General features: G+C 72.1%; 19 protein-coding genes. 13 read left to right on the plus strand and 6 right to left on the minus strand.

Going from position 1 to position 24,079, the window contains the following annotated elements; all coding sequences use genetic code 11:
- Positions 1-45 precede the first annotated feature (45 nt).
- Genes C6N31_RS23160 through C6N31_RS23170 form a run of 3 tightly spaced genes read left to right on the plus strand, consistent with a single transcriptional unit; the run spans position 46 to position 2,074 of the window.
- Positions 46-657 carry a TetR/AcrR family transcriptional regulator gene (locus tag C6N31_RS23160; RefSeq protein ID WP_138357294.1) on the plus strand — a complete coding sequence of 204 codons (612 nt, stop codon included), beginning with the start codon at positions 46-48 and terminating at the stop codon, positions 655-657.
- Positions 658-681: 24 nt separating this feature from the next.
- Complete coding sequence (gene rnhB, locus C6N31_RS23165) at positions 682-1,368, plus strand: ribonuclease HII (RefSeq protein WP_138357293.1); 687 nt, start codon at positions 682-684, stop codon at positions 1,366-1,368.
- A gap of 46 nt (positions 1,369-1,414) precedes the next feature.
- The gene (locus tag C6N31_RS23170; RefSeq protein ID WP_138357292.1) at positions 1,415-2,074 is read left to right on the plus strand and encodes a hypothetical protein; all 660 of its coding nucleotides are present in this window, start codon (positions 1,415-1,417) and stop codon (positions 2,072-2,074) included.
- Between the two features lie 116 nt (positions 2,075-2,190).
- Here C6N31_RS23170 and C6N31_RS23175 read toward each other — a convergent pair whose 3' ends face one another.
- Together C6N31_RS23175 and C6N31_RS23180 are read right to left on the minus strand one after the other, a co-directional pair.
- The gene (locus C6N31_RS23175) at positions 2,191-2,781 is read right to left on the minus strand and encodes a hypothetical protein (RefSeq protein WP_138357291.1); all 591 of its coding nucleotides are present in this window, start codon (positions 2,779-2,781) and stop codon (positions 2,191-2,193) included.
- A 197-nt stretch (positions 2,782-2,978) separates the two neighbouring features.
- Complete coding sequence (locus tag C6N31_RS23180) at positions 2,979-5,159, minus strand: RecQ family ATP-dependent DNA helicase (RefSeq protein ID WP_198358084.1); 2,181 nt, start codon at positions 5,157-5,159, stop codon at positions 2,979-2,981.
- Between the two features lie 133 nt (positions 5,160-5,292).
- Here C6N31_RS23180 and C6N31_RS23185 point away from each other — a divergent pair, with 133 nt between their 5' ends.
- Positions 5,293-6,522, plus strand: a complete 1,230-nt coding sequence (locus C6N31_RS23185) for a DUF4192 domain-containing protein (protein WP_138357289.1) — start codon at positions 5,293-5,295, stop codon at positions 6,520-6,522.
- On the opposite strand, the gene C6N31_RS23190 is transcribed toward C6N31_RS23185, so the two are convergent.
- Positions 6,434-7,744, minus strand: a complete 1,311-nt coding sequence (locus tag C6N31_RS23190; protein ID WP_198358085.1) for an alpha/beta fold hydrolase — start codon at positions 7,742-7,744, stop codon at positions 6,434-6,436. The two genes, C6N31_RS23185 and C6N31_RS23190, sit on opposite strands and share 89 nt — an antisense overlap.
- Before the next feature lie 104 nt (positions 7,745-7,848).
- Here C6N31_RS23190 and C6N31_RS23195 point away from each other — a divergent pair, with 104 nt between their 5' ends.
- The 6 genes from C6N31_RS23195 (at position 7,849) to C6N31_RS23220 (ending at position 16,414) form a co-directional block, all read left to right on the plus strand.
- Positions 7,849-9,858, plus strand: coding sequence for a glycogen debranching N-terminal domain-containing protein (locus C6N31_RS23195; protein WP_381585968.1), 2,010 nt, complete (start codon positions 7,849-7,851; stop codon positions 9,856-9,858).
- 226 nt (positions 9,859-10,084) lie between these two features.
- Positions 10,085-10,819, plus strand: a complete 735-nt coding sequence (locus C6N31_RS23200) for an NUDIX hydrolase (protein WP_138357287.1) — start codon at positions 10,085-10,087, stop codon at positions 10,817-10,819.
- 22 nt (positions 10,820-10,841) lie between these two features.
- On the plus strand, positions 10,842-12,605 hold the full coding sequence (locus C6N31_RS23205; protein ID WP_198358086.1) for an ATP-binding cassette domain-containing protein: 1,764 nt from the start codon (positions 10,842-10,844) through the stop codon (positions 12,603-12,605).
- Between the two features lie 111 nt (positions 12,606-12,716).
- A complete protein-coding gene (locus C6N31_RS23210; protein WP_269283889.1) occupies positions 12,717-13,667 on the plus strand; it encodes a FadR/GntR family transcriptional regulator in 951 nt (316 codons plus the stop codon).
- Between the two features lie 258 nt (positions 13,668-13,925).
- Positions 13,926-15,482, plus strand: coding sequence for an RNA polymerase sigma factor (locus C6N31_RS23215; protein WP_138357476.1), 1,557 nt, complete (start codon positions 13,926-13,928; stop codon positions 15,480-15,482).
- A gap of 83 nt (positions 15,483-15,565) precedes the next feature.
- The gene (locus C6N31_RS23220; protein WP_198358087.1) at positions 15,566-16,414 is read left to right on the plus strand and encodes a S1 family serine peptidase; all 849 of its coding nucleotides are present in this window, start codon (positions 15,566-15,568) and stop codon (positions 16,412-16,414) included.
- An 84-nt stretch (positions 16,415-16,498) separates the two neighbouring features.
- Here C6N31_RS23220 and C6N31_RS23225 read toward each other — a convergent pair whose 3' ends face one another.
- Positions 16,499-16,729 (minus strand): DUF7455 domain-containing protein, encoded by a 231-nt coding sequence (locus tag C6N31_RS23225; protein ID WP_138357478.1) that lies wholly within the window; start codon positions 16,727-16,729, stop codon positions 16,499-16,501.
- A 406-nt stretch (positions 16,730-17,135) separates the two neighbouring features.
- Between C6N31_RS23225 and C6N31_RS23230 the strand changes: the two genes are divergently transcribed.
- The 3 genes from C6N31_RS23230 (at position 17,136) to C6N31_RS23240 (ending at position 21,551) form a co-directional block, all read left to right on the plus strand.
- A complete protein-coding gene (locus tag C6N31_RS23230) occupies positions 17,136-19,259 on the plus strand; it encodes a DNA gyrase/topoisomerase IV subunit B (RefSeq protein ID WP_164293658.1) in 2,124 nt (707 codons plus the stop codon).
- Between the two features lie 196 nt (positions 19,260-19,455).
- Positions 19,456-19,926, plus strand: coding sequence for a DUF485 domain-containing protein (locus tag C6N31_RS23235; RefSeq protein ID WP_138357480.1), 471 nt, complete (start codon positions 19,456-19,458; stop codon positions 19,924-19,926).
- Complete coding sequence (locus C6N31_RS23240; protein ID WP_138357481.1) at positions 19,926-21,551, plus strand: monocarboxylic acid transporter; 1,626 nt, start codon at positions 19,926-19,928, stop codon at positions 21,549-21,551. The genes C6N31_RS23235 and C6N31_RS23240 overlap by 1 nt, the downstream gene beginning before the upstream one ends.
- Before the next feature lie 29 nt (positions 21,552-21,580).
- Here C6N31_RS23240 and C6N31_RS23245 read toward each other — a convergent pair whose 3' ends face one another.
- Together C6N31_RS23245 and C6N31_RS23250 are read right to left on the minus strand one after the other, a co-directional pair.
- A complete protein-coding gene (locus C6N31_RS23245) occupies positions 21,581-22,273 on the minus strand; it encodes a response regulator (protein WP_164293659.1) in 693 nt (230 codons plus the stop codon).
- On the minus strand, positions 22,270-23,952 hold the full coding sequence (locus C6N31_RS23250; protein ID WP_138357483.1) for a sensor histidine kinase: 1,683 nt from the start codon (positions 23,950-23,952) through the stop codon (positions 22,270-22,272). Before C6N31_RS23250 ends, C6N31_RS23245 begins: the two co-directional genes overlap by 4 nt.
- Positions 23,953-24,079: the final 127 nt, after the last annotated feature.

A 24,079-nucleotide genomic window follows, 5' to 3' on the forward strand; every position in this document is an offset into this window, starting at 1 on the left:
TAGTGAACGACACCGTTCACTATATGCTTCAACGGAGGTTTGTCGATGGGTACTTCGCCGCGGATCCGGTCGGGGGCACCGGTTCTGCCGCGCCGCCGGGGGTCGGTCCTCGAACGCGCGATCCTCGACGCGGCTCTGGAACAGCTGGGTGCCGTCGGCTGGGGCGGGATGACCATGGAGGGCGTCGCGGCGCGCGCCCGGACGGGCAAGGCGGCGCTCTACCGCCGCTGGCCGTCCAAGGAGGCGCTGGTCGCCGACGCGCTGCGGCTCGGGCTGCCGCAGATCGGCGCCCCGCCGGACCTGGGCACCCTCCGGGAGGATCTGCTGTGCCTCGTCATGCGGATGCGCGAGGCGATGTACTCACAGGGCGGCATCGCGCTGCGGGCCGTTCTGGACGAGTGCGACCACGCCGCCGCCCAGCCCTTCGTCGACCTGATCATCCAGGGCGTGATCGAACCGGGGAAGGAACTCATCCTGGACGTGGTGCGGCGCGGGATCACCCGCGGCACCGTGCGCGCCGACGCCACCGCGGCCATCGTCGCCGACGTGGCGCCCGCCCTGATGATGTACCGCGCCAAGATCGGCGACCACCGGATCGGGGAGCAGGACATGGCCGATCTGGTCGATCATGTGATGCTCCCGCTGCTCCGCCCCTGACAGGGGAGTACCCTGGTCCCCGCCATGCCGTATGAACCTCCCACCCACAGCGTCGAACGCTCCCTGCGCGCCACCCTCGGGGCGAAGATCGTCGCAGGCGTCGACGAAGTGGGACGCGGCGCCTGGGCCGGGCCCGTCACCGTCTGCGCGGCCGTCACCGGCCTGCGCCGGGCGCCCGAAGGACTCACCGACTCGAAACTGATCCCCGCCCAGCGCCGCGCCTCGATGGCCGCGCTGCTGGCCGACTGGGTGACGTCCTACGCCCTCGGTCACGCGAGCGTCGAGGAGGTCGACACCCTCGGCATGACCGCCTCGCTGCGGCTGGCCGCCGTCCGCGCGCTCGAAGGACTGCCGGAGCGCCCGGACGCGGTGATCCTGGACGGCAAGCACGACTACCTCGGCGGGCCCTGGCGGGTGCGCACCGTCATCAAGGGCGATCAGTCCTGCGTCGCGGTGGCCGCGGCCTCGGTGATCGCCAAGGTGCACCGCGACGCCGCGATGGCCGAACTGGGCGCGGAACACGAGCCGTTCCGCTTCGCCGACAACGCCGGCTACCCCTCGCCCGTACACCGTGCGGCCCTGGAGGAACTCGGCCCCACACCGCACCACCGGCTGTCCTGGTCGTACCTCGACGCGCTGCCGCGCTGGCGGCACCTGAAGAAGGTCCGGGCTCCCGCCGACCCTGGGGAGCAGCTCGGTTTCGATTTTTGACGACCCACCGCTGCGCAACCGCGGCGTATTTGATAGACATCAGCCCATGCCTCTCATCCCCGAGGAGCCTCAGATTCACGAGAGTGTCCCGGGTCCCCGCTCAGCTCCGGCCGCAGGCCGCAGCGCGTCGACCCCCCGTCCTGTCCCCGGTCCCCGTCCTACACCCCGCCCCGGGCCGCCGCGCCCCGGTTACGCGGCCAACGCCGGGCCCGGCCGGCCCGGTCCGGCCCGTGGGCCCGCCCCGACCGCCTCCGCCACCGTGACGGCCGCCGCGCCGTCGGTGCCGCGTTCGCCCGGCGGAACCGGGGGCGTTACCGCTACAGCGCAGATCCAGCTCATCCCGGCCCCGGCCGACGGCGCGATCGACGCCGCCGACGAGGCGGTCGACCTGCTGTTGGACACCGGCCGCGCGCCGGGCGAGATCCTGGTGCTCACCACGGGCGAGCACCACCCGTGGGCCGCCCACGAGTTGTCCTTCGGCGAGACGTCCTACTGGTCGCAGCACGACGCGGGTGACGACGTCTTCTACGCCGGCATCACGGCCGAACGTGCCGCGGGCCGTCAGGTCGTGGTCGTCGCGGTCAACGGCGGAACCGTCGAGGCCACCGCGCTGGGACTGCCCACCGCGCTGGCCCGTGCGGGCACCCTGCTGATCGTGTGCGGCGACCCCGGGCTGATCAACGGGGCGGTCGCCGCGAAGGCCTGACCGACGCGGTCCTGCCGGTGAGGGCCTTGTCCGTGAGGGTGCTGTCGGTGAGGGGTTGGTCGGTGCGGGCCCGGCTGATGAACGCTCGGCCGTCGAGGGCCTGGCCGAAGGCCTGGTCAACGAGCAGCTGTGCGGCGCAGCGCTTCCGGCGCCCCGTGCGGGCGCAGGGCCGCTGTGCCGCCCGGCTGTTCGGCGAAGGGCTGGGAACTCGGGGTGCGGCCACCGCGGTTCTCGCCCAGGACCTGCCAGCCGTCCCGGGTGAGCGTGACGTAGGCGCCGCAGCGCAGCCCGTGCAGCATGCACGCGTCGCGCAGGCCCCACATCCAGGCGCCGTCCTTCTCGGTCCAGCCGGGGGTGCCGTCGCGGCACAGCAGCAGCACCGCGGTCCGTACCGGTGCGCGCCGCCGCAGATCGTGCGGGAGCACCCGGCGCAGATGCGCGAGGATCGCGTTACGGTGCTCCCAGCCGTCGACGACCCCGGTACTGCCGGTGAACGAGGCACTCGCCGTCAGCCGGCCCTCCGGTTCGAACACCGCGACCACGGCGGTGACCGGAGTGGGGAGGTGCCGGGACTGCAGATCCTTGACGACCTCACGCGGATTGGCGAGCAACGGGATTCCCGCGGCCGTCCACTCGGCTGGTTCCAGGCTGCGGGAGAGTCGGGAGGAGGCACGCGTAGTGGTCTCCGGAGCGAAACCGATGGTCACGTTCCTCCCTTCGGTGGACGCACCCGTCGACCGGGCGCGGGCGCACGCCGGTCAGGGGGCTCGATGAGCCGGTCGGGGATCCAGCGCCAATTCTTCCCCGCATGGCTGCGAGCGGCAACGGGCACTCGAAGCTTCTGACCGGTTATGGACGCCTGCGTCTGATAGATCCTACTCATCGTCTCAATCGTCGATACCCATCACCCCTGCGCGGCCAGGACCAGCGGGAACACCGCGGTCGCGCCCGCCTTGCGCAGCAGCCGGGCCGCGACGGCCAGCGTCCAGCCCGTGTCGGCCAGATCATCCACGAGCAGCACAGGACCGGGGGTCGCGGCCAGTTTCGCGGCCAGTTCCGCCGGGACGGTGAACGCGCCGTGCAGCGCCCGCAGCCGCTGCGCGCTGTTGCTGCGCGGTACCCGGCCGGGTCCGTCGTCCATCGTGTACGCGATCTGGCCGAGAAGCGGCATCCGTCCGATCTCGGCGATGCGCGCGCCCAGGGTTCCGATGAGCTGCGGACGGGTGTGGGACGCGACGGTGACGACGCCGACGGGCCGCTGCGGGGCGTCCGCCTCACCGCTCGCCCACCCTCCATGGCCCTTGGCCCAGTCCGCCAGCACCCGCACCACGGCGTCCGCCGCGTCACTGGGTACCGCCTGGTCGGGTGCGCCGTCGGCCAGCAGCGGGCGCAGCCGGTTGCCCCAGCCGATGTCCGAGAGCCGGCCGAGCGCCCGCCCGGACGCCGCCTGCTCACCGGCCGGGATCCGGCCCTTGAGGTCGAGCCCGATCGCCTGCAGCCCGGTCGGCCACATCTTGCGCGGTTCCACCTCGATGCCGGGACGGCCGAGCGCCGCCCGCGCCGCGTCCAGCGCCGCGCCGGAGACCTCGATGCCGAACCGGGCACCCGCGCAGTTGTCGCAACGGCCGCACGGCGCGGCCTCCTCGTCGTCCAGCTGGAGCCGCAGGAACTCCATCCGGCAAGCGGTGGTCGACGCGTAGTCGCGCATCGCCTGCTGCTCGGCCTCACGCTGCCGCGCGACCCACGCGTACCGCTCGGTGTCGTACGCCCACGGCTGCCCGGTGGAGGTCCAGCCGCCGCGCACCCGGTGCACCGCCCCGTCCACGTCCAGGACCTTGAGCATGATCTCCAGCCGGGACCGGCGCAGATCCACCCGCGCCTCCAGCGCCGGGACCGACACCGGGCGTCCCGCGTCGGCCAGCACTTCCAGGGTGCGGCGCACCTGCTCCTCGGTGGGGAACGCGAGGGACGCGAAGTAGCGCCAGATCGCCTCGTCCTCACGCCCCGGCAGCAGCAGCACCTCCGCGTGGTCCACCCCGCGCCCGGCGCGGCCCACCTGCTGGTAGTAGGCGATGGGGGACGACGGCGATCCGACGTGCACGACGAATCCGAGGTCCGGCTTGTCGAAGCCCATGCCGAGCGCGGACGTCGCGACCAGCGCCTTGACCCGGTTGGCCAGCAGATCCGCCTCGGCGGCCATGCGGTCGGCGTTCTCCGTCTTGCCCGAGTACGAGGCCACCGGGTACCCGCGCTGCCGCAGGAACGCGGTGATCTCGTCGGCGGCGGCGACCGTGAGGGTGTAGATGATGCCGGAGCCCGGCAGGGTGTCGAGATGATCGGCGAGCCAGGCCAGCCGGTGGGCCGCGTCCGGCAGCCGCAGCACCCCGAGCGACAGGCTCTCGCGCTCCAGCGGGCCGCGGAGCACGAGCGCGCCCTCCTCGCCCGTCCCGGCCGTGCCGGTGCCGAGCTGGTCGGCGACGTCCGCGGTCACCCGGGCGTTGGCGGTGGCGGTGGTGGCCAGCACCGGGACCCCCGGCGGCAGGTCCGCGAGCATGGTGCGGAGCCGCCGGTAGTCGGGGCGGAAGTCATGGCCCCAGTCGGAGATGCAGTGCGCCTCGTCGACGACCAGCAGCCCGGTCGTCGCCGCGAGCTTGGGCAGCACCTGGTCGCGGAGATCGGGGTTGTTCAGCCGCTCGGGGCTGACCAGCAGCACATCCACCTCGCCCGCCGCGACCTCGGCCTCGATGGTGTCCCACTCCTCGGTGTTCGCCGAGTTGATCGTCCGGGCCCGGATTCCTGCCCGTTCCGCGGCCTCGACCTGGTTGCGCATCAGCGCGAGCAGCGGCGAGACGATCACGGTGGGGCCGCCGCCGCGCTGGCGTAGCAACGCGGTGGCCACGAAGTACACCGCGGACTTCCCCCAGCCGGTGCGCTGCACGACCAGCGTCCGGCGGCCGTGCGCCACCAGCGACTCGACCGCCAGCCACTGGTCCTCGCGCAGCCGGGCGGTGCCGGTGGAGTCACCGACGAGGCGGCTCAGAACGGTGTCGGCCGCGGTACGAAGCGCGGTGGGGGAGTCAGTCATGCCCCCCATGCAACCTGATGCCACCGACAACACGCGAACCGCGCACCGAACCTGTGGACAACTCGGCCCCAAAGTTATCCACAGGTTTTTGGGGGGTCTGGCGGAGATCACCGGCCTGCGGGACTGTCGGGCCATGACACAGCACATCGAATCGCCCCGGTCCGAGAACGATCCCAAGGTCACCCTGCGCAGCCCGGCCGACCTGGCCGACGCCCTGCCGTACCTGATGGGATTTCACCCCAGCGACTCCATCGTCATGGTCGCCCTGCACGGCGACCACGGCCGCTTCGGCGGCCGGCTGCGCCTGGGCATTCCCGAGGATTCCGCGGAATGGCCCGAGGTCGCCTCGCAGCTCGCGGACTGTCTGGTACGAGGCAGTGAGCAGCGCGGCGACCGGGCCGCCTCGATCGTCCTGTTCCTGTGCCAGGACCCGTCCGCGACCGAGCGGCCGGCCCAGGTCATGGAGCGCCTGCGGCCGCTGGCACAGCGGCTGCGCACGGCCTGCGGCGCCCTGGACGTGCCGGTCGTCGAGGCACTGTGCGTCTCGGCGGGCCGCTGGTGGTCCTACTGCTGCCCCGGCACCGACTGCTGTCCTGCCGACGGCTTCACCATCGCGACCTCGGGCGACTCCGTGATGGCCGCGGCCGCCGCGTACGCCGGCATCAACGTGCGCGGCTCGCTGCGCGAGATGGAGGCCCGGCTCGTCCCGCCGGCCACCGAGCGGACCTCCGGGCAGGCCCGGGCGCTCGACATGGCCTGCGCCGAACTCGTCCCGCGGATCCTGGACGTGGGCGACTGCGAGGCGGTGCGGCACCGGACGCTGACCCTGGTCGGCGCGGCGCTCGAACGCTTCCGCGCCACCCCGGCGGACGGGGACACGCAGCGCAGCGACCAGCGTGACGACGCGCTGCTCGGCGACGACGAGGCCGCCGAGATCATCCTCGGCCTCCAGGACCGCGCCGCGCGGGACCGGGCGGCGGAGTGGATGGAGCCGCCGCACACCGACCCCGCGCTGCGCCTGTGGCGGGCCCTCGCCCGGCGGTGCGTCGGACCGTACGAGGACCATGCCGCCGCCCCGCTGACCCTGGCCGGCTGGGTCGCCTGGGCGTCCGGGGACGAACCGGAAGCGCGCGTCGCGCTCGGCCGCGCGCTCGACCTCGATCCCGGCTACACCTTCGCCCGGCTGCTCCATCACTCGGTGAACGAGGGGCTCGACCCCGAGCCGCTGCGCCAGTGCCTGCGCCAGGAGCGGCGGCAGCGGGTGATCGACGCGTCTAAAGCTCGCCGCGGACCAGTCGGATCAGCCGGTCGAGGACCCGGCCGCCGCTCACCCGGAGACCGTCGTGCTCGTACTCGTCGGTGACCCAGGTGCGCAGACCGCGCACCGCGCGCGCGGTGGCCAGCGAATCGGCGGTCTCGACGTACATGTCGTCGTGGTAGACCGCCGCCGCCACCGGTACCTCGTTCCGGGCCAGTTGAGCCAGGTCGTACAGGTCCGGCCAGCCCTCGCGCAGCGCCAGCCGGTTCGCCGCGTCGCGGAGCGGGACGAGTGCTGGGTCGCCGGTGAACATCCAGGGGTAGATCATCTCGCCGGTGAACAGCACCGGGCCCTCGCCCGCCAGCGCCTTGTCCACATCGAACTGGGGGAACTCCAGATGCGCGGCCTGCGCTGCCCAGCCGGTGCCCGCGGCGGACACTGAGCGCTGTCCGTAGATCGACTCGTGGAGCACGGCGTACAGCGGATTGGCCGCGAACGACAGATGACCCTGCGCCTCGGTCAGGAAGCCGTCCGAGAGCACCGGGCCGTCGGTGCCGGGCAGGAAGGCGTCCTCCAACAGATAGTGCAGGGTGTGCGAGCCGGTACCCGTGCCGAGCATCAGACCCAGCGACTGGAACGCCTCCGCGGTGAACCGGCCGCCGTCCGGCAGCGTCACGTCGTGGTCGCGCAGATGACGGGCGACGGAGCGCGCGGTCTCCACGTCCCCGGGATAGCGGTCGTAGTGCTCGGTGTTCTTGCGCTCCACCCGGGGGAACGCCGAGCGGTAGACGTCGCGGGCGCTGCTGCGCAGCCCCGGCAGGCCGCCGGTGACGAACACCTCCCGCAGACCGTCGGGGGCCAGCGACAGATAGGTCAGCGCGCAGAAGCCGCCGAAGCTCTGCCCCAGCAGGCTCCACCGCCCCTCGGCGCCGAGCAGTTCACGGCGGATCAGTTCGCAGTCCCGCACGATGGAGTCGGCCCGGAAGTGCGAGAGATACTCCGCCTGCGCGGTGCCGTCGCCGCGCGCGGGCAGCGTCTGCCGGTTGGCGGGGGTGGACCGGCCGGTGCCGCGCTGGTCGAGCAGCAGGACCCGGTAGTCGTCCAGGGCCCGGGTCAGCCAGCCGTCCCGGCCGAGCGGGCGCGGGGAGCGTCCGCCGGGACCGCCCTGCAGGAACAGCAGCCACGGCAGCGGCTCGCCCTCCCGGCCCGCGGCCACGACTTCACGGGCGTACACCTGGATCCGCTCCCCGGTGGGGGCCGCGTGGTCGAGCGGTACGTCGAAAGCGTGGTCGGTCACAACGGTGCCGGGCTGGCGGTACACGGCCATGGCGTCTCTTTCCGGTGGTGCGGGCGGATACCGGGGATGCGCTCCCTGTCCAGGAACGGTAGACGGGCCGTGACCCGGGTGCCCACCCGGCCGTTCACCGGGATGTGAACCCGCCGCCGACCGCCCCGACCGTTCCCGCTCCCACCGCCCTGACCAGGCCCGCTTCCGGCCCGCAGCCCGTGCACACCTCGGTGATCTGTGTCGCCGCCCCTTCGCTCGTCGTCTCCGCCGAGGACGGACAGCTGAGAGGGCAGGGGCTCGACGGTTTCTATCAGGAGGGCCGGCGGGTGCTGGCGCGCTGCGAGGTGCGGCTCGCGGGAGCCGAGCCGATCCCCGTGCTGGGCACGCTGCTCAGCGCGGACCGGGCCCGGTTCGTGGCGGTGGTCAGGACTCCGGGTGACACCGGTCCCGATCCGGCGGTCACGGTGGAACGGCTGCGGGACGCCGACGGCACCGAGCGCATCACGGTGCTCAACACCGGGCCGGCCGTGCTCCGGCTGCCGCTCGAAGTGGCGCTGGGCACCGACCTCGCCGAACTCGGAGCGGCCGCCGCGGGGCGGGCGGGGCCCGATCTGCCGGCCAGCGTCTGTGACGCGGGGCTGCGCTGGTCGCATGCCGGTATCGGCGTCAGGGTCACCGCGCGGCCGGCCCCCGCCGGGGTGCTGGCTTCGGCCGGTGTGCTGCGCTGGGAGCTGGCGGTGCCGCCCGGCGCCGGGCGGACCATCGAGCTGCGGGTGTCCCGGGAATCCGCGGCACACGGGTCCGCCGTCTCCGCGCCCGTACGGGGTGACCGGGCGCCCGTGCCCTGGTCCGCTGCGGAGCTGTCCGGCGACGACGCCAGGGGCGAGGAGCTGCTGCGGGGCAGCCTGGACGGTCTGCGGGCGCTGCTGCTGCGCGACCCCGCGCGGCTCGCCGACGTCCATGTGGCGGCGGGCGCCCCCTGGCGGATGGGGCTGGCGCCCGCCGACGCGCTGTGGGCGGCCAGGATGCTGCTGCCGCTCGGCACCCGGCTGGCCGCCGGCACCCTGCGCACCCTCGCGCGGCTCCAGGATCAGGACAGCGGCCGGATCCCGGGTGCGCTGCGGCACGCGGGACCGCATCTGCCGCCCACCTGCTCCGGGGTCGAGGCCACGCTGCTGTTCGTCACCGTCCTGGCGGAAGCCCGGCGCTGGGGGATGCCGCAGCGGGAGGCCGAGCTGCTGCTGCCCGCGGCCGAGCGCTGTCTCGGCTGGCTGCGCACGGTCGCGGAGGCGGCGGGCTATGTGCCGGATCCCGCCCCCGGCGGCCCGTTCCGCTGCGAGGTGCAGGCCCACGCCCACCGGGCCGCGCTGCACGGCGCCGACCTCCTCGACGCCCACGGCCGCCCCGGAGCCGCCGCGTGGCGCGAGTACGCGGCCGAGCTGCGCGGGCGGTTCCAGGAGGACTTCTGGGTCGACGACCTCGGCGGCGGCCGGCCCGCCGCGGCGCTCACCCCTGGCGGCAGGCAGGTGATCCATCTCGGCTCGGCCGCGGTCCACCTGCTCGACACCGGACTGCTCGGGGGCGGCACGCTCGCCGAGGGGCTGCTCGGCAAGGCGCGGACCGGGCAATTGGCGCGGCGGCTCGGAGCCCCGGACCTCGACTCCGGATGGGGTCTGCGGACGCTCTCGGCCAGGGCGCCCGGCCACAGTCCGTTCGGCCACCGGGGTGGTGCGGTGCGGGTCCATGAGAGCGCCCTCGCCGTATCGGGGCTGGCCGCCGCCGGATACGAGAAGGAGGCCGGCGCCCTCCTGCGCGGGGTCCTGGACGCGGCCCGGACCTTCGGACGGCAGCTGCCCGAGATGTACGCGGGCGAACAGCGCGCCGCCGACCGGACACCGCTGCCGCACCCCACCGCCTGCCGCCCGTCCGCCGTCGCCGCCGCGGGCGCCGTCCATCTGCTGACCTCGCTCGCGGGGGTACGCCCCGACGCTCCGGGAGGCGTCGTCGCGGTGCGCCCGATGAGTACCGCCCCGCTGGGCGCGGTGCGCTTCTCGGGGCTGCGGGTGGACGAGCAGCCGTTCGCGGTGCGGGTCAGCAGGCTCGGCATGGCGATGGTCGAGGAGGCCGCCCCCGCCCTCCAGCTCGGCGCGTGAGCGGCGACGCGGCCCGCAGGCGACGCGGCCCGCAGGCGACGCGGCCCGCAGGCGACCCGGTGCGCCCGTCGGCGTGTCGTCCACGGGCAGCACCCCGGCACCCACGCACCTCCGGCACCCCTGTGGCCTGTGGGGCGGGCCGTGGCGGGGGAGGCAGGGTGAAACAAGGGCGGGCGCAGGGGGCCATCCTGCTGTTTATCGTCAGGCAGACGACTATGATCGCGCCATGTCGCCCTACGACCCGTCGGCCTTTCCACCCTTCGCCGTCACCGTCGACCTGGTCGTGCTCACGGTGCGGCACCACGCCCTGTGCGCGCTCGCCGTCCGCCGGGGCGAGCCGCCCTACCAAGGGCGCTGGGCGCTGCCCGGCGGGTTCGTCAGAGCGGACGAGGACCTGTCCCAGGCCGCGGCACGCGAACTCGCCGAGGAGACCGGCCTGCGCGCCCAGAGCGGCGCTCATCTCGAACAGCTGGCCACGTACGGCGACCCGCACCGCGACCCCCGGATGCGGGTCGTCAGCGTCGCCCATCTCGTCCTGGCGCCCGATCTGCCCGCGCCCCGCGCGGGCGGCGACGCGCGCAGCGCCCGCTGGGCCCCGGTCGGCTCGCTGCTGGAGCAGGACGGCTTCGACACGGCGGGCGAGGCCGCTCCGCTGGCCTTCGACCACGCGCGGATCCTGGCCGACGGGGTCGAGCGTGCCAGGTCGAAGATCGAGTACTCCTCCCTGGCAACCGCCTTCTGCCCGCCCGAGTTCACCGTCGGTGAGCTGCGGCGGGTGTACGAGGCGGTGTGGGGGGTGGCCCTCGATCCCCGCAACTTCCACCGCAAGGTGACGGGCACCGTCGGATTCCTCGTACCGACCGGCGGTACGACGACCCGTCAGGGCGGCCGCCCCGCCCAGCTGTTCCAGGCCGGAGGGGCTGCTCTGCTCAATCCGCCCATGTTGCGACCAGAGGTCTGATTTAGGGCGTTATGGTGCAAGGGTGATCCAGGCCATCGGATTGACCAGCATGCCCCGCCGTAACGGTCCGCCCGCGGTCGACGACCTCACCTTCGAGGTCCGCCCCGGGCAGGTCACCGGCCTGCTCGGCGCGCCGGGCGCGGGGAAATCGACCACGCTGCGCCTGATGCTCGAACTCGAGGCGGGCCGCGGCGTCACCCTCTTCAACGGCACCCCCCTGCACGGAGTCCGGCACCCGAGCCGCGAGGTCGGCATCCTCCTCGGCGATGTGCCGGGGCACCCCGGCCGCACCGCGCGGAACCATCTCCGTATGCTCACCGCCGCCCTCGGCGTGCCGGCGGAGCGGGCCGACGAAGTCCTCGACGTCGTCGGCCTCACCGGCCTCGCGGACCAGCGGCTGAGCACCTACTCGCTCGGCATGGACCGGCGGCTCGGCCTCGGCGCGGCGCTCCTCGCCGAACCGCGGACCCTCTTCCTGGACGAACCGTCGTTCGGCCTGACACCCCGTGAAGCCGCCTGGGTGCATGCGCTGCTGCGGGCCTACGCGGCCGACGGCGGAGCCGTCCTGGTCACCGGGCGCGATGCCAAGGCGATGGCCAGGACGTCCGACCGGGTCGTCACGATCGACGGCGGCCGCCTGGTGGCGGACCAGTCCGCCGAGGAGTTCACCCGCACCCGGCTGCGCCCGCATGTGGCCGTCCACTCCCCGCACGCCCAGCGGCTCGCCGGGGTACTGACCGACGGCGGCGCCGAGATCGCCGCGGCGACCGGCAGCCGCCTGGTGATCTACGGCACCACCTCCGCGCACATCGGGGAGATCGCCTACCGGAACGGAATCCTGCTCCACCGGCTGGCCGACGAGGTCGCCGACCTCGGCCCGGTCGCCCCGCTGAGCCGCGCCGACGGCCGCGAGCCCGCCGCGGCCTCCCCGGCGGACCCGGCCGCGCCGCCCCCGGGGGAACCCGCCGAGCCCGCCACCCCCGCCCGGATCCCCGCTCGGCCCAGAGCGGCCGTCGCGCCGGCCACCCCCGCTCAGCCGCTCCGGTACGAACTGCGCCGGCTCGGCGGAATCCGCACCCCGTGGTGGATCGCCGCGCTGTCCCTGCTCGCCTCGGTGGCCGGTGCCCTGGTCCTCTCGCGCACCGGGGAGGCCTCGGCGCTGTCGATGATGTCCGGCTGGGTGCGTCAACTTCCGCTGCCCCCCGCCGCGATGGGCGCCGGTCTGCTGGGCGCGCTCGCCTACGGGCAGGAGTTCCGCTTTCCGGCACTGGCTCCCGCCCAGGTACCGGTGCCCCGGCGGCTGCGGCTGCTCGTCGCCAAAATGCTGGTGAGCGGTGCGGCCGCACTGCTGATCGCGGCCGCGGCCGCGGTGCTCGACACCGTCGTGCTCCGCGTGATCCTCGGTCCCGGCGCGGTTCCGCTGCCCACCGACCGGCCCACGCAGGCGGCCGGCTGGGCCGCGCTGGCCGTCGGCTGCGCCTGGGCCGGGCTGCTGGCCGCCGGACTCTTCCGCACCACCGCGCTGGGTGTGACGGCGGTGCTGGCGGTACCGCTCGTCGTGGCACCCGCGGTGGGACTGGCGGTCCGCAGCCGCGCGGGAAGCCATCTGATCGACGCGGCAGGGGCGCTGCTCAGCGTCGTCGGCGGCTGGCCCGGAGGCGTCGGCAGTACCGCGGCCGGCGTCAGCGGGAGGGCCGTCCAACCGGTCGGCTGTGCCTTCGTGTTGTCGCTCACCGTGCTGCTCTGCGCCCACCTCGCAACGGTGTTGCGGGGTCGCCGACGTTGACGCCGCCCAACTCGCGGTCGGATAAACGGAACTGTCTCTCTGGCCTGTCATGCAGGGCGTTTCGTTCCGATAAAGCGTCAATTATCAGGTGATGAGTGCTCACCCTTTCGTGTGCTTTTCAGCAAAGCCCTCAAGGCCCGCCGTGGCATCGCCGACAAAGGATGCGTGAGTACCCTTGCGCACACCCTGATGACCACGGCTCGTTCCGCCGACTCCAGCATCGTCGGCCCGGCCGAGCTCGACCGCTACTCGTATGCCGACGCCTCAGGTGTCGACCGCCCCGGCCTTCCCTCCTGGGACGGCGCCGACTCGGACATGGGCCGCGTCGGCCGCCGGGCCGGCGGCAGTCGTGGCCGCGGGCTGCACGGCCAACTCGTCCAGCAGCTCGGACAGATGATCGTCTCCGGCGACCTGGGCGCCGACCGGCCGCTCGTCCCGGAGGAGATCGGCCAGCGTTTCGAGGTCTCCCGCACCGTGGTGCGCGAGTCCCTGCGCGTCCTCGAGGCCAAGGGCCTCGTCAGCGCCAGGCCCAACGTCGGCACCCGGGTCCGCCCGGTCGCCGACTGGAATCTGCTGGACCCCGACATCATCGAATGGCGGGCCTTCGGCCCGCAGCGTGACGACCAGCGCCGCGAACTGTTCGAGCTGCGCTGGACCATCGAGCCGCTCGCCGCACGGCTCGCCGCCGGACACGGCCGCGAGGACGTCCAGCAGCGCCTCGCCGACATGGTGGAGATCATGGGGCACGCCGCCGCCCAGGGCGACTCCCTGACGTTCTCCCGGGCGGACGCGGAGTTCCACTCCCTGCTCCTGCAGGTGGCCGGGAACCGGATGCTCGAGCACCTGGCCGGCATCGTCTCCTCCGCCCTGCACGTGTCGGGCGGCCCGGTCACCGGCTGCGAGCGGCCCGGAGAGCCCGCCGTGACCCTGCACCGGCGGATCGTCGACGCGCTCGCCTCGGGCGACGGGGTCGGCGCCGAGGCCACGATGCGCCAGCTCCTCGCCGTGCACACCGAGGTCGCCGCCACCGATCACGTCGTCCCGGCTCCGCGCGAGCACTGACCGTACGGCCGAACCGCAGCCGGCCCCGGACCCACGGTCCGGGGCCGGCGGCAGCCGATGCGCGAAGAATATCCTGTTATCCGACCGTTACCGTTGGTATGGGGTGTGACTCGGGCCACGTGGGCCGGGCGTAACGCTTGGCGAGGCAGCGCGATGACTTAAGAGGTGATGGCCGCACAAGGAATAGCAGCGACAGTTCTGACGCTGTGTTCCTGAGCGGTTCCACCGAGTCGTTCCCATCGTTCCGAGAGGTTGTTCGTGTCGGCCAGCACATCCCGTACGCTCCCGCCGGAGATCGCCGAGTCCGAGTCTCTGATGGCGCTCATCGAGCGGGGTAAGGCTCAGGGGCAGATCGCCGGCGATGACGTGCGTCGGGCCTTCGAAGCGGACCAGATTCCGGCAACCCAGTGGAAGAACGTTCTGCGCAGCCTCAACCAGGTCCTCGATGAGGAAGGTGTGACGCTGATGGTCAGTGCCGCTGAGGAGCCCAAGCGCACTCGGAAGAGCGTCGCAGCCAAGAGCCCGGCGAAGCGCACCGCCACCAAGACGGTCGTCACCAAGGCCACCGTCGCCAAGAAGACCGTCGCCGCCAAGGCCGCCACCGCTCCCGCGGGGGCTGTGGAGGCCGAGACGGTGGATTCGGTCGACGAATCCGACGCACCCGCCGCGAAGCCGGCGGCCAAGAAGACGGCGGTCAAGAAGGCCGCCGCCAAGAAGACGGCGGCCAAGAAGACCGCCGCCAAGAAGACCTCGGGCGACGACGAGGCCGCCGACGGTGAAGAAGCCGACGAGACGACCACGCCCGGCAAGGGTGACGAGGAGTCGGACAAGCCCGAGTCCGAGAGCTTCGTGCTCTCCGACGACGACGAGGACGACGCTCCCGCCCAGCAGGTCGCGGTGGCCGGGGCCACCGCCGACCCGGTCAAGGACTACCTGAAGCAGATCGGCAAGGTTCCGCTGCTCAACGCGGAGCAGGAGGTCGAGCTCGCCAAGCGCATCGAGGCCGGCCTGTTCGCGGAGGACAAGCTGGCGGCGGCTGACAAGCTCGCTCCCAAGCTCAAGCGCGAGCTGGAGATCATCGCCGAGGACGGCCGCTGGGCCAAGAACCACCTGCTGGAGGCCAACCTCCGCCTCGTGGTCTCGTTGGCCAAGCGTTACACCGGCCGCGGCATGCTCTTCCTGGACCTGATCCAGGAGGGCAACCTGGGCCTGATCCGTGCGGTCGAGAAGTTCGACTACACGAAGGGTTTCAAGTTCTCCACGTACGCCACGTGGTGGATCCGCCAGGCGATCACCCGCGCGATGGCCGACCAGGCCCGCACCATCCGTATCCCGGTGCACATGGTCGAGGTCATCAACAAGCTCGCCCGTGTGCAGCGCCAGATGCTCCAGGACCTGGGCCGCGAGCCCACCCCGGAGGAGCTGGCCAAGGAACTCGACATGACCCCCGAAAAGGTCATCGAGGTCCAGAAGTACGGCCGTGAGCCGATCTCCCTCCACACCCCGCTGGGTGAGGACGGCGACAGCGAGTTCGGAGACCTCATCGAGGACTCCGAGGCGGTCGTGCCGGCCGACGCGGTCAGCTTCACGCTCCTGCAGGAGCAGCTGCACTCGGTGCTCGACACCCTGTCCGAGCGGGAGGCGGGCGTGGTCTCCATGCGCTTCGGCCTCACGGACGGACAGCCGAAGACGCTCGACGAGATCGGCAAGGTCTACGGGGTCACGCGCGAGCGGATCCGCCAGATCGAGTCGAAGACGATGTCGAAGCTTCGGCACCCGTCGCGCTCGCAGGTGCTGCGGGACTATCTGGACTGATCCTTCCGAATCCAGCGGATGCGGCCTCCGGTCCTATGGATCACTCTGGGTTTCCAGAGGGATCCACAGGGTCAGGAGGCCGTATGCGTTCCACGTTCCGGATGCTGCTCAGCGGATCGGCGGTGGCGCTGGCCACGTTGATCGTGCCGCTCGGGGTCGCCGGCGCCGGGCCGAAGGCCGAGGCGGTGGTCATAGGCGGCGACCAGGTCGTCGCCGGGCAGCAGCCCTGGGTGGTGGCGCTGGCCAGCCGTGACCGTTTCGGACCGACGAGATCCGGCCAGTTCTGCGGCGGGGCGGTGGTCTCCGCCTCGACCGTGATCACCGCGGCGCACTGCTTCGGCCGCGATGTGCTCGGCGGGGACTGGCGGAACGCCCGGGATCTGCGCGTCATAGCCGGCCGGCTCGACCTCAGGGGCGTGAACGGCCAGGAAATACGGCTGCGACAGGTCCGGATCAACCCGGGATACGACCCGGTGACCCATGCCGGCGATGTGGCGGTCATCACACTTGAGAAGCCGCTGCCCGCAGGTTCGGCCATCGCGATGGCGGGGGCGGGCGACCCGCAGGACTACCTGGCGGGCTCGAAGGCCCTCGTGTCCGGCTGGGGGGACACCACAGGCGCCGGGGCGTACTCACCGGTCCTGCGGTCCGCGGAGGTGGTGCTGCTCGACGACGCGGTCTGTCAGCGCGCCTACCCGGGCAACGCGGACGGCACCTACCTCAGCAGGACCATGCTGTGCGCCGGGGAGCCGCAGGGCGGCAAGGACGCCTGCCAGGGCGACAGCGGCGGGCCGCTGGTCGTCGGCGGCAAGCTGGTCGGCCTGGTCTCCTGGGGCACCGGATGCGCCGAGGCCGGGCATCCCGGGGTCTACGCCCGGATCTCCGCGGTCCGCGCACTGGTCACGAGCGCCATGGGCACCCGGCACCGTTGACGGGCCCGGAAGAGCCGACGGGCGGCCCGGCCCCTGGTGGGGTCCGGCCGCCCGTCGGTCCGAGCTCGTCGCAGGTGCGATGTGTCAGTGCTCGTCCTCGACCGTTTGCGCCGGGGTGTCGGTGAGTCGGCCGGTTTCGTCCTGTATTTCCGCAGCGATCTTCTTGAGTTCGGGCTCGAACTTGCGCCCGTGGTGCGCGCAGAAGAGCAGTTCGCCGCCACTGATGAGGACGACGCGCAGGTATGCCTGGGCGCCGCAACGGTCGCAGCGGTCCGCCGCCGTCAGCGGGCTCGCGGGGGTCAGAACTGTAGTCACGTCGCCTCTTCTCTAGCTCGACGAGCTGTCGTACCAGGGTCAACATCCAACCAGGCCGAAAACGTTCCCGCTCGTGGCTTTTCCTCGAAATCTGACTTCGAAGTGACTGGATGCTACCTGTTGGTAGCTGATTGGCCTCTGATGCGTTAGTTGTCGCTTTTGGGGCGCTTGTCCGGTTGTGTCCACCGACTGGGTTGCCGGTTGTTGGTGAGGACGTGCCCGGAGCCTAAATGGTTCATGCCTCAATGGGAACGTGACATGGGTATCACTCAAATGAGGTATCGAACGTACGATCGATACGGGGCTACTCTGGGGCCCGGATACCGGGTCGCGGCACAACCGGCGTACCAGGTCTCGGTACCCTCTCACCGACACAGCCGAAGAACTTTATCGAGGAGCTGCCCGCGTGACCGCCGAAACATCCGTGCCGTCCTCCGCGCTGCTGACGGGCGCAGATCGCGACGGTTCCAACTACACCGCGCGGCATCTTCTTGTCCTCGAGGGGCTGGAGGCGGTCCGCAAGCGCCCCGGCATGTACATCGGGTCGACCGACAGCCGTGGCCTCATGCACTGCGTGTGGGAGATCATCGACAACTCCGTCGACGAGGCCCTCGGCGGTCACTGCGACCGCATCGAGGTCTTCCTGCACAGCGACTCCTCGGTCGAGGTCCGTGACAACGGCCGCGGCATCCCGGTCGACGTGGAGCCCAAGACCGGGCTGTCGGGCGTCGAGGTCGTGATGACCAAGCTGCACGCCGGCGGCAAGTTCGGCGGTGGCTCCTACGCGGCCTCCGGCGGCCTGCACGGTGTCGGCGCCTCGGTCGTCAACGCGCTGTCCGCCCGCCTCGACGTCGAGGTCGACCGGAGCGGTCACACGCACGCCATCAGCTTCCGGCGCGGTGTCCCCGGCTCCTTCTCCGGAGCGGGTCCCGACTCCTCCTTCGACGCGGCGAGTGGCCTGAACAAGTCGAAGAAGGTCCCCAGGGCCAGGACCGGCACCCGCGTCCGGTACTGGGCGGACCGCCAGATCTTCCTCAAGGACGCCAAGATCTCGCTGGAGAACCTCCACCAGCGCGCCCGCCAGACGGCCTTCCTGGTGCCGGGGCTGACCATCGTCGTCCGCGACGAGCGCGACCTGGAAGGTGACGGCAAGGCCGTCGAGGACGTCTTCCACTACGACGGCGGCATCAGCGAGTTCTGCGAGTACCTCTCCCAGGACAAGCCGATCTGCGACGTCCTGCGGCTGACCGGCAGCGGCAGCTTCAAGGAGACCGTCCCGGTCCTGGACGACCGCGGCCACATGACGGCGACCGAGGTCACCCGTGAGCTGGGCGTCGACATCGCGATGCGCTGGGGCACGGGGTACGACACCGTGTCGCGGTCGTTCGTGAACATCATCGCCACCCCCAAGGGCGGCACGCACGTCACGGGCTTCGAGCGGGCCATCACCAAGACCGTCAACGAGGTGCTGCGCTCCGCGAAGCTGCTGCGCGTCGCCGAGGACGACGTCGTCAAGGACGACGCCATGGAGGGTCTGACGGCGGTCGTCACCGTACGGCTGGCCGAGCCGCAGTTCGAGGGCCAGACCAAGGAGGTGCTCGGCACCTCGGCCGCCAACCGGATCGTGGCCAACGTCGTGGCCAAGGAGCTCAAGGAGTTCCTGACCTCCGCCAAGCGCGACACGAAGCTCCAGGCGCGGGCGGTGCTGGAGAAGACCGTCGCCGCCGCGCGCACCCGCATCGCGGCCCGCCAGCACAAGGACGCGCAGCGCCGGAAGACGGCGCTGGAGACCTCCTCGCTGCCGGCGAAGCTGGCGGACTGCCGCAGCGACGACGTGGACCGCACCGAGCTGTTCATCGTCGAGGGCGACTCGGCACTCGGCACGGCCAAGGTGGCCCGGAACTCGGAGTTCCAGGCGCTGCTGCCGATCCGCGGCAAGATTCTGAATGTCCAGAAGTCGTCGGTGTCGGACATGCTGAAGAACGCCGAGTGCGGCGCGATCATCCAGGTGATAGGAGCCGGGTCGGGCCGGACCTTCGACATCGACCAGGCGCGCTACGGCAAGGTGATCTTCCTCGCGGACGCCGACGTCGACGGCGCGCACATCCGGTGCCTGCTGCTCACGCTGTTCCAGCGCTACATGCGTCCGATGGTCGAGCAGGGCAGGGTCTTCTCCGCCGTGCCGCCGCTGCACCGCGTCGAGCTCGTCCAGCCCAAGAAGGGGCAGGACAAGTACATCTACACCTACTCGGACAGCGAGCTGCGGCAGACGCTGCTCGACCTGCAGCGCCGGAACGTCCGCTACAAGGACGGCATCCAGCGCTACAAGGGGCTGGGTGAGATGGACGCCAACCAGCTCGCGGAGACCACGATGGACCCGCGCCACCGCACCCTGCGCCGGATCAACATCAGCGACCTCGAGGCCGCGGAGCAGGCGTTCGACCTGCTCATGGGCAACGAGGTCGCACCGCGCAAGGAGTTCATCACCAACTCGGCGGCGACGCTCGACCGGTCCCGCATCGACGCCTAGCCGCACCCGCAGGCCGACCGGTGCTCCCCCACCCCCCAGGGTGGGGGAGCACCGCTGCTTTCACAGGTCGTCGGATATGCCTACCGGCACGGCATCACCTGATGGGGTGAACGTTTCAGCTTGATGGCACCGGATCTTCCCACTCTGTCCATGCTTGGGCGCACGGCCAATTGGCTTGTGAAGCGAGGAGAGTTCGGTGGACAAGCACGACGGGGGCGACCCGGGCGCGCTGCGGGTGGACGACCCCTGGTACGACGCCCTGGCCGCCGGTCTCTGGGTTCCGGACCCGACGACGCCGGCACCGTCACCCGTGCCGGCGCCGTCTGCGGCGCCCGTCGCGGGGGCGGAGCAGGACCGGGCCGCGGTCTACCTGGAGGTGCAGCAGAGCGCCGCGTTCCAGGAAGTGCGCGGCCAGTACCGCCGGTTCGCCTTTCCGGCGGTCGCGGCCTTCCTCGCCTGGTATCTGCTCTACGTGGTGGCGGCCACGGTGGCGCCGGGTCTGATGAGCCGCCCGGTGGCCGGTGAGCTCAATGTGGCGATGGTGGCGGGACTGGCGCAGTTCGCCACGACGTTCCTGCTGACCTGGGCCTACTCACGGCATGCGCGGCTGCGCAGGGACCGGGCGGCGCTCGACCTGCGCTGGGACACCCAGGAGCGGATGCGCTGATGGTCCGGTACCTGGCAGATCCGGCGAACGAGCACCAGGGGCTCGCTCTCGTCCTGTTCACGATCTTCGTGTCCGTCACCCTGGCCATCACCGCCTGGGCGGGCCGGCGACGCAGCTCGTCGGTCGAGTTCTTCGCCGGGGGCCGGCTCTTCTCCCCCATGGAGAACGGTTTCGCCATCGCGGGCGACTACATGTCGGCGGCGTCGTTCCTCGGCATCTCCGGTCTCATCGCGCTCTTCGGCTACGACGGCCTGCTGTACTCGGTCGGCTTCCTGGTCGCCTGGCTCGTCGTCCTCATGCTCGTCGCGGAACTCGTCCGCAACTGCGGCCGCTACACCCTCGCCGATGTGCTCTCCGCCCGGATGCGGCAGCGGCCCGTCCGGATCGCGGCCGGCACCTCCTCGGTCATCGTCTCGGTGCTCTACCTGGTCGCGCAGATGGTCGGTGCGAGCAGCCTGGTGGCGCTGCTGCTCGGCGGGCAGGGCGGCGCGTCCCGGACCTGGACGGTGATCGGGGTCGGCGGCCTGATGGTCGTCTACGTCTCGTTCGGCGGCATGCGCGCGACGACGTGGATCCAGATCGTCAAGACCGTGCTGCTGATGGGCGGCACCATCACGCTCGTCGTGCTGGTGCTGATCCGCTTCCACGGCGATCTGAACGGCCTGCTGCGTTCCGCGGCGGCCGGCAGCGGACACGGCAGCGCCTTCCTGGCGCCCGGCCTCAAGTACGGCGGGAGCTGGACCTCGAAGCTGGACTTCATCAGCCTCGGGATCGCCCTGGTGCTCGGCACGGCCGGGCTGCCGCACATCCTGTCGCGCTTCTACACGGTGCCCACCGCCCGTTCCGCCCGCCGGTCGGTGGTCTGGGCGATCGGGCTGATCGGCTCCTTCTACCTGATGACGATCGTCCTCGGCTTCGGCGCCGCGGCGGTCGTGGGCTCGGACGCCGTACGCACCTCCAACGCGGCCGGCAACACCGCCGTACCGCTGCTGGCCCAGGATCTGGGCGGGGGAGCCGGTTCCACAGGTGGAACGGTTCTGTTCGCCGTCGTCGGCGCGGTGGCCTTCGCGACGATCCTGGCGGTGGTCGCCGGGATCACCCTGGCCTCGTCCGCCTCGGTAGCGCATGACCTGTACGCCACGCTGCGCCGCAGCGGGAAGCACGCGGGCCCCGCGTCCGGGAACGACGAGGTGCGGGTGGCGCGCTTCGCCGCGGTCGGGATCGGCGCGGTGGCGATCGCGCTGAGCCTGTTCGCGCAGGGGCAGAACATCGCGTTCCTCGTGGGCCTCGCCTTCGCGGTGGCCGCCTCGGCGAACCTGCCCGCGCTGCTGTTCTCCCTGTTCTGGCCCCGTTTCACCACCCGGGGAACGGTCTGCGCGATCTACGGCGGGCTGATCCCCGCACTGCTCCTCGTCGTGCTGTCGCCCGTCGTCTCCGGACGGCCCGACGCCCTCTTCCCCGGTGTGGACTTCCATCTCTTCCCGCTGGAGAACCCGGGACTGGTCTCCATCCCGCTGGGCTTCCTGGCGGGCTGGCTGGGCACCGTGCTCTTCCCGGAACCCGGGGACGGGGCCAAGTTCGCGGAGACGGAGGTCCGTTCCCTCACCGGCGCCGGAGCGGTGTGACGCGGCGGCGGAACGGCCCGTGCACCGGGTCAGTCCGCCGCCGCCCAGGCGTAGCGGTGCTCGGGGCGGCCGGTGTCGCCGTACTTGAGGGTCAGGCCGATCCGCCCGGCCTGCTCCAGGTACTTCAGATAGCGCTGCGCCGTGGAGCGGCTCAACCCGGCCAGCTCGGCGACCTCATGGGCGGACAGCGGATGCCCGGCCTCGCGCAGCACCCGCCGTATCAGTTCCGCGGTCGGCGCCGAGTGGCCCTTGGGCAGTTCGGCCGAGGCCGCTCCCGCCGTCCGCAGCGCACCGAAGATCCGGTCGACCTGCTCCTGGCCGGCCTCGCCGCCCCCGCCGACCCCGTCCAGGGTGCGGCGCAGCGCCGCGTACCCGTCGAGCTTGGCCCGCAGCCCGGCGAACGTGAACGGCTTGACCAGGTACTGCAGCGCGCCGTACCGCATCGCGGCCTGGACGGTCGCGACATCGCGGGCGGCGGTCACCATGATCACGTCGGCGTGGTGGCCGAGCTGCCGCAGCCGGCGGATCAGCGTCAGGCCCGTCTCGTCCGGCAGATAGTGGTCGAGCAGGATCAGGTCGATCCGGGTGCGCTCCAGGGTCGCCAGCGCGTGGGCGGCGGTATGGGCGCGGCCGGCCACCCGGAAGCCGGGGACCTTCGCCACGTAGGCCGCGTTGATCTCGGCGACGCGGAAGTCGTCGTCCACGACCAGTACCTCGATCATCGTGTCTCCCTTGCGCCGGTGAGCTCCGTGAGCGCGGCGAGCTGATCGCGTTCGGTGGGGTGGCCGGTCAGGCGGCCGCTGACGTCCTCCGCGACGAGAGCCTCCGGCAGCACCACGGTGAAGACCGCGCCGCCGCCCGCACGGGCGGTGACCCGGGCGATGCCGCCGTACCGCTCGGCGAGCCGCCTGACCAGCGCCAGGCCCAGCCCCCGGCCGCGGTGCGCGGGCCGCTCCTTCGTGGACCAGCCTTCGGTGAAGATGAGGTCGCGGGCCTCGGGCGGCACCCCGGGGCCGGTGTCGGAGACCCGCAGGACAGCGGTGGTGTCCTCCTCGGTCCGCAGCTCGATCTCCACGAAGGAGTCGGCGGTGCGGTGCGCGGACGCCGCATCCAGGGCGTTGTCGATGAGGTTGCCCAGCACGGTCACCAGATCGCGTGGATCGACCACCCGGTCGGGCAGCCCGGTCGCGGCGGAGATCCGCAGGGCGACCCCGCGTTCGGCGGCGATGGCCGCCTTGCCGACCAGCAGGGCGGATAGCAGCGGGTCCCGCACCTGCTCGGCGATCTGCTCCGCGGACGACCGGTGGGTGTCGGCGACCTCCACGACGAATTCCACCGCCTCGTCGTGCAGGCCCAGTTCCAGCAGGCCCAGCAGGGTGTGCAGCCGGTTGGCGTGTTCGTGGTCCTGGGCGCGCAGCGCGTCCAGCAGCCCGTGGGTGCTGTCCAGCTCCCGGCCGAGCAGCTCCAGTTCCGTACGGTCGCGCAGGGTGGCGACCGCGCCGCCGTCACCGGTCGGCATCCGGTTGGTGACCAGCACCCGGCCGCCGCTCACCGTCAGCAGGTCGGTGCCCTCGACCCGGCCGGTCAGGACGTCCGTGGTGCGGCCCGGCGGCAGGACGTCGTCCAGGACGTGTCCGGTGGCGTCGGGGCCGAGCCCGAGCAGCCGCCCGGCCTCGTCGTTGACCAGCCGGATCCTGCCCTGCCGGTCGAGCGCCACGACGCCCTCCCGGATGCCGTGCAGCATCGCCTCGCGCTCGTCGAGCAGCGAGGAGATGTCGGCGAACGCGAGCCCGTGGGTGCGGCGCTGCAGCCTTCGGGAGCCGCCGATCGCGGCCAGCACACCCACCGCGAGCGCGGCGGCCGCGTACAGCAGCAGCCCAGGGACCGCGCCCAGCAGCCGGTCGCGGACGCTGTCGTAGGCGATGCCGACGGAGACCGCGCCGACGATCCGGCCGCTGCTGTCGCGCAGCGGCACCTTCCCCCGGGCGCTGCGGCCCAGGGTGCCGTTGTCGATCTGCATGACCTCCTGACCGGCCAGCGCCTCGCCGGGATCGGTGGAGACATGCTCACCGATCCGGTCCTCCGTCGTGTGCGACCAGCGCGTTCCGTTGAGGTCCATCACGACGACGTACTCGGCCCGGGTGGCGTGGCGGATGCGCTCGGCCTCGGCCTGGACCGGCCCGTCGGGGGTGGGCTCCGAGGTGAGCAGCGAATCCGCGATCTGCGGTTCGGCCGCGGCGGTCTGCGCGATGGACAGGGCGCGACGCATCGCCTGGTCGTCGAGCTGGTGGCTCAGCGGCGCCAGGAAGAGCCCGGTGGCCAGCACGGTGACACCCGTGGTGATCGCGACCTGGGTCAGCAGAACCTGTGCGGAGACGCGACGCGGCCACCGGATGCGCATGCGGTCTCCTTCTGCTGTGGTGATGTGCGGTGATAACGGATGATTCACAACGGTTCGCTGCCACGGCGTGCCGCCGTGTCCCGGCTGTGAACGCAACGTAAACGCCATAGAGGCGGATGCCCACCCT

Origin of the sequence: Streptomyces fildesensis, assembly GCF_016107395.1 — a bacterium.
Classification (GTDB): domain Bacteria; phylum Actinomycetota; class Actinomycetes; order Streptomycetales; family Streptomycetaceae; genus Actinacidiphila; species Actinacidiphila fildesensis.

What these genes read in the sequence shown, in the direction of transcription:
- C6N31_RS23185 (WP_138357289.1), top strand. Translation starts at nt 5,293, where the DNA reads ATGACACAGCACATCGAATCGCCCCGGTCCGAGAACGATCCCAAGGTC.
- C6N31_RS23245 (WP_164293659.1), bottom strand. Translation starts at nt 22,273, where the DNA reads ATGATCGAGGTACTGGTCGTGGACGACGACTTCCGCGTCGCCGAGATC.
- C6N31_RS23200 (WP_138357287.1), top strand. Translation starts at nt 10,085, where the DNA reads ATGTCGCCCTACGACCCGTCGGCCTTTCCACCCTTCGCCGTCACCGTC.
- C6N31_RS23190 (WP_198358085.1), bottom strand. Translation starts at nt 7,744, where the DNA reads ATGGCCGTGTACCGCCAGCCCGGCACCGTTGTGACCGACCACGCTTTC.
- C6N31_RS23170 (WP_138357292.1), top strand. Translation starts at nt 1,415, where the DNA reads ATGCCTCTCATCCCCGAGGAGCCTCAGATTCACGAGAGTGTCCCGGGT.
- rnhB (WP_138357293.1), top strand. Translation starts at nt 682, where the DNA reads ATGCCGTATGAACCTCCCACCCACAGCGTCGAACGCTCCCTGCGCGCC.
- C6N31_RS23240 (WP_138357481.1), top strand. Translation starts at nt 19,926, where the DNA reads ATGGTCCGGTACCTGGCAGATCCGGCGAACGAGCACCAGGGGCTCGCT.
- C6N31_RS23250 (WP_138357483.1), bottom strand. Translation starts at nt 23,952, where the DNA reads ATGCGCATCCGGTGGCCGCGTCGCGTCTCCGCACAGGTTCTGCTGACC.
- C6N31_RS23160 (WP_138357294.1), top strand. Translation starts at nt 46, where the DNA reads ATGGGTACTTCGCCGCGGATCCGGTCGGGGGCACCGGTTCTGCCGCGC.
- C6N31_RS23220 (WP_198358087.1), top strand. Translation starts at nt 15,566, where the DNA reads ATGCGTTCCACGTTCCGGATGCTGCTCAGCGGATCGGCGGTGGCGCTG.
- C6N31_RS23180 (WP_198358084.1), bottom strand. Translation starts at nt 5,159, where the DNA reads ATGACTGACTCCCCCACCGCGCTTCGTACCGCGGCCGACACCGTTCTG.